Source organism: Streptomyces sp. NPDC047974, assembly GCF_040653375.1.
GTDB lineage: Bacteria > Actinomycetota > Actinomycetes > Streptomycetales > Streptomycetaceae > Streptomyces.
The window spans coordinates 46,398-50,502 of record NZ_JBEZNU010000022.1; the positions used below are offsets into that span (position 1 = coordinate 46,398).

A 4,105-nucleotide genomic window follows, 5' to 3' on the forward strand; every position below is an offset into this window, starting at 1 on the left:
GCCCTCCAGGAGGCGGCCGGCGGGGATGCCGGTCCAGGCGCCGACGACGTCGGCGATGTCGTCCGGCCCGACCTCCTCCTTGACCATGGTGTCCTTCTGGACCTCGCGCTCGGCCTCGGTGGCCTCGGCGAGCTCGCGCTCCAGGGTGGGGATCTCGCCGTAGAGCAGCTTGGAGGCGGTGTCGAAGTCGCCGTCGCGCTGGGCGCGCTCGGCGCGGCCCCGGGTCTCGTCGAGCCGTTCCTTCAGCTCGCCGACCCGGTTGAGGGACTGCTTCTCCTTCTCCCAGCGGGCCGTGAGGCCGCGCAGCTCCTCCTCGCGGTCGGCGAGGTCGCGGCGGAGCTTCTCCAGGCGCTGGACGCTGGCCGGGTCGGTCTCCTTGGCGAGGGCCAGCTCCTCCATGCGGAGCCGGTCGACGGAGCGCTGCAGCTCGTCGATCTCGACCGGGGAGGAGTCGATCTCCATGCGGAGCCGGGAGGCGGCCTCGTCGACGAGGTCGATGGCCTTGTCGGGGAGGAAGCGGGAGGTGATGTACCGGTCGGAGAGGGTCGCGGCGGCCACCAGGGCGGAGTCGTTGATCTGCACCTTGTGATGGGCCTCGTACCGGCCCTTGAGGCCGCGCAGGATGGCGACGGTGTCCTCGACGGACGGCTCGGCGACCAGGACCTGCTGGAAGCGGCGCTCCAGGGCGGGGTCCTTCTCGATCCGCTCGCGGTACTCGTCGAGGGTGGTCGCGCCGACCATGCGGAGCTCGCCACGGGCCAGCATCGGCTTCAGCATGTTGCCGGCGTCCATGGCGGAGTCGCCGCCGGCGCCCGCGCCGACGACGGTGTGCAGCTCGTCGATGAAGGTGATGATCTGGCCGTCGCTCTCCTTGATCTCGGAGAGGACGGTCTTGAGCCGCTCCTCGAACTCGCCGCGGTACTTCGCGCCGGCGACCATCGCGCCGAGGTCAAGGGAGACCAGGCGCTTGTTCCGCAGCGACTCGGGGACGTCGCCCTTCACGATCCGCTGGGCGAGGCCCTCGACGACGGCGGTCTTGCCGACGCCGGGCTCGCCGATGAGGACCGGGTTGTTCTTGGTGCGCCGGGAGAGGACCTGGACGACCCGCCGGATCTCGTGGTCGCGGCCGATCACCGGGTCGAGCTTGCCCTCGCGGGCGGCGGCGGTGAAGTCCGTGCCGAACTTCTCCAGGGCCTTGTACGAGCCCTCCGGGTCGGCGGTGGTCACGCGGCGGCCTCCCCGGGCCTTCTCGAAGGCGTCCTGGAGCCGGCGGGCGGTCGCGCCCTGCTGGTCGAGGACCTGGCCGGCCTGCCCGCCCTTGGCGGCGAGACCGATGAGCAGGTGCTCCGTGGACAGGAACTCGTCACCGAGCTTCTTGGCGCGGTCGGCGGCGTCGGCGATGACGGCGAGCAGCTCGCGGTTGGGCTGCGGCGGCGCGACGGTCGAGCCGGTCACGCTGGGCAGGGCGGCGAGCAGCCGCTCGGCGCCGGAGCGGACGGCGGCCTGGTCGGCCTCGACCGCGGCGAGCAGATCGACGATGTTCTCGTTGTCCTGACCGGCCAGCAGCGCGAGAAGAAGATGTGCGGGGGTCAGGTCGGCGTGCCCCTGGGACACGGCGCGGCTGCTCGCCGCGTTCAGCGCGTCCCGGCTCCTGTTGGTCAGTTCTGCGTCCACGTGCGGGGTCTCCTCCTGGGTGTGGTCCTCTGGGTGCTTCTCATTGTCTGACTCCTACAGCGTACATAAAGTTGAGTCTATTCCGCTCAAGGTATCGGAGGGGCGAACGGCGGGGGTAGTTTCCGGGCATGGCGACTGACCCGAGGAACCCCACGGACTCGTACATCGGCTTCTGGCGCGAGTACCACATGTGCACGCTGACCACCCCGCGCCCGGACGGCACCCCGCACGTGGTGGCCGTCGGCGTCACGTACGACCCCGAGCACGGTCTGGCGCGGGTGATCACCAACAAGCACAGCAGGAAGGTCGCCAACGTCCTGGCGGCGGGCGCGGAGGGCGCGCGGGTCGCGGTCTGCCAGGTCGACAAGGGGCGCTGGGCCACCCTGGAGGGCGTCGCCCGGATCCGCACGGAGGAGGCGGAGGTCGCCGACGCGGTGGCGCGGTACGCCGAGCGCTACGGCCGCACCCCGACGCCCAACCCCGACCGGGTCGTCATCGAGATCGCCCTCACCCGGGCGATGGGCCGCGCCTGAGCGCGGACCCGGAAAAGCACAACGGCGCCATCGCGGTTCAGGTCCGCGATGGCGCCGTTGTGTGGGGGAAGCACCTGAGCGATCTACAACGACGGGGGAATCGCTCAGGCACTGCGGGGGGTGGCGGAGATGGTCTCGGATTCGAACCGCGCCTCGACCGGCTGGTGGTCGCGCTGGTCCAAGTTGACGAAGATCATGCCGTACCGGATGGCACAGCGGACGGGCTGAGGGGCACCGCGTGGGCGGCGAAGGCACCGGTAGGCACGGATGTCCTCGTCGTCCCCGCGGACGACGACGATCGGCTCACCGAAGAGGGTGACCTTCAACGACTCGCCACGGCGCGGCACCGCGGTGACGAGGTCGATGAAGTGCCACCCCGACCGGTAGGCACTCGCCATCTCGCGACGGAAACGAGGGTCTTCGGGAACCGTCATGCCCTGACGGACCCCCAACCGGGGTCGGCGGCCGGCGCCACACCCCACCCGGGATCGGCGACCGTCGGCTGCAGCAGACCCCAGCCCGGGTCGGCCCTGACGACCTGCGTCTGCGAACCCCACCCCGGGTCCTGGGCCATCGAGACAGCGCCCACAGCTGCAGCAGCCATCAGCGCGGCACCGACTACGGTGCGTATGAGCTTCTTGGACATGACCGAGCAACCTCACTCGAAGGTGTGTAACTACCTGCTCCCCCGCAAGTCACGACGATCGCTCACTCATCCCGTTTCCACCACTCGCCCAATGCATCATGTTCCTGTAATGCAAGAGCCTGGGGGTGTACGTATGCGGATAGAACCTGACCAAAAGGTGCATTCTCACACGCACGCAGACCTGTGCGAACCGGGCACTCGGCTCTACTCGGAGGCCCTCAGAGAGGGCAGGATCGCCCGTTCCGAGATCTCGCCCGCGCCCTGCCTGATGGACCTGGACCTGCTGCGTCCCGACCCCGACGACGCCGAATGGCTCCGTCCCGTGGCCCCGACGGCCGCCCTCGCCCGGCTCCTGGACCCGCTGGAGAAGGAGATACAGGAGCGCCGGCGGATGACCGTCACCCTCGCCGACGCCTTCGAACCCTTCATGGCCCTCGGCGCCCGCGACCCCTCGATGACCCACGCCATCACCGTCCTCGAAGGACTGGAGCGGATCAACGACAGCCTGGACCGCGCCGTCGCCGAATGCACCTCGGAGCTGCTCACCGTACAGCCGGGGAAGGGCCGCAGTGCCCAGACCTTCGGAGAAGCCCTGCGCCGGGTACGGCCGTTGCTCGGCCGGGGCATCCGGATGCGCACGCTGTACCAGCACACCGCGCGCCACCAGCCCATCACCCTGGCGTACCTGGAACGCATCGGCTCCGAGGTCGAGGTCCGCACGCTGGAGGAGATCATCGACCGGCTCATCATCGTCGACCGCAAGGTCGCCTTCGTCCCGGCCAGCCGCGACCGCACCATCGCCCTCGAACTGCGCCACCAGGGGCTCGTGGAGTACCTCGGCGGCGTCTTCGACCAGTTCTGGCTCCAGGCGACGCCCCTGGACGCCCCGGTCACCTACCAGCCGCAGCTCAGCGGGATCAGCGGCGTCCAGCGCTCCATCGCCCGGCTCCTCGTCGAGGGCCACGTCGACGAGGCCATCGCGCGGCGGCTCGGCATGAACGTCCGCACCTGCCGGGCGCACATAGCGAAGCTGGCGGCCACCCTGGGCAGCGGCAGCCGGGCCCAGCTCGGCTACCTCATCGCCCGCTCCGGCCTCCTCGAACGGGACACCTGACCGTCCCGGACGCGCCGAAGGCCCCTCCCCGGGCGGGGAGGGGCCCTCATGAGCCGTGGCGCGTGCGGCTACTCGCCGCGCTTCGGCGCCGGACGCCAGACCACCAGCGCGCTGGTCTGCTGCACGTCGGTGTACGAC

At 70.4% G+C, this 4,105-nt stretch carries 4 protein-coding genes; 2 read left to right on the forward strand and 2 right to left on the reverse strand.

From position 1 onward, the window contains the following. The coding region (locus AB0E19_RS27230; RefSeq protein ID WP_362184819.1) for a Clp protease N-terminal domain-containing protein at window positions 1–1,674 on the reverse strand (1,674 nt) is incomplete at its 3' end. A gap of 128 nt (window positions 1,675–1,802) precedes the next feature. On the opposite strand from AB0E19_RS27230, the gene AB0E19_RS27235 reads away from it, so the two are divergent. Then, window positions 1,803–2,207, forward strand: a complete 405-nt coding sequence (locus AB0E19_RS27235) for a TIGR03618 family F420-dependent PPOX class oxidoreductase (RefSeq protein WP_169093011.1) — start codon at window positions 1,803–1,805, stop codon at window positions 2,205–2,207. 104 nt (window positions 2,208–2,311) lie between these two features. On the opposite strand, the gene AB0E19_RS27240 is transcribed toward AB0E19_RS27235, so the two are convergent. Next, window positions 2,312–2,641 (reverse strand): (2Fe-2S)-binding protein, encoded by a 330-nt coding sequence (locus AB0E19_RS27240; RefSeq protein WP_169093010.1) that lies wholly within the window; start codon window positions 2,639–2,641, stop codon window positions 2,312–2,314. 345 nt (window positions 2,642–2,986) lie between these two features. On the opposite strand from AB0E19_RS27240, the gene AB0E19_RS27245 reads away from it, so the two are divergent. Then, window positions 2,987–3,967, forward strand: coding sequence for a helix-turn-helix transcriptional regulator (locus tag AB0E19_RS27245; protein WP_360602656.1), 981 nt, complete (start codon window positions 2,987–2,989; stop codon window positions 3,965–3,967). Window positions 3,968–4,105: the final 138 nt, after the last annotated feature.

Excerpts from the sequence above, each read along its gene's own strand:
- AB0E19_RS27235 (WP_169093011.1), top strand. The coding sequence starts at position 1,803 with ATGGCGACTGACCCGAGGAACCCCACGGACTCGTACATCGGCTTCTGG.
- AB0E19_RS27240 (WP_169093010.1), bottom strand. The coding sequence starts at position 2,641 with ATGACGGTTCCCGAAGACCCTCGTTTCCGTCGCGAGATGGCGAGTGCC.
- AB0E19_RS27245 (WP_360602656.1), top strand. The coding sequence starts at position 2,987 with ATGCGGATAGAACCTGACCAAAAGGTGCATTCTCACACGCACGCAGAC.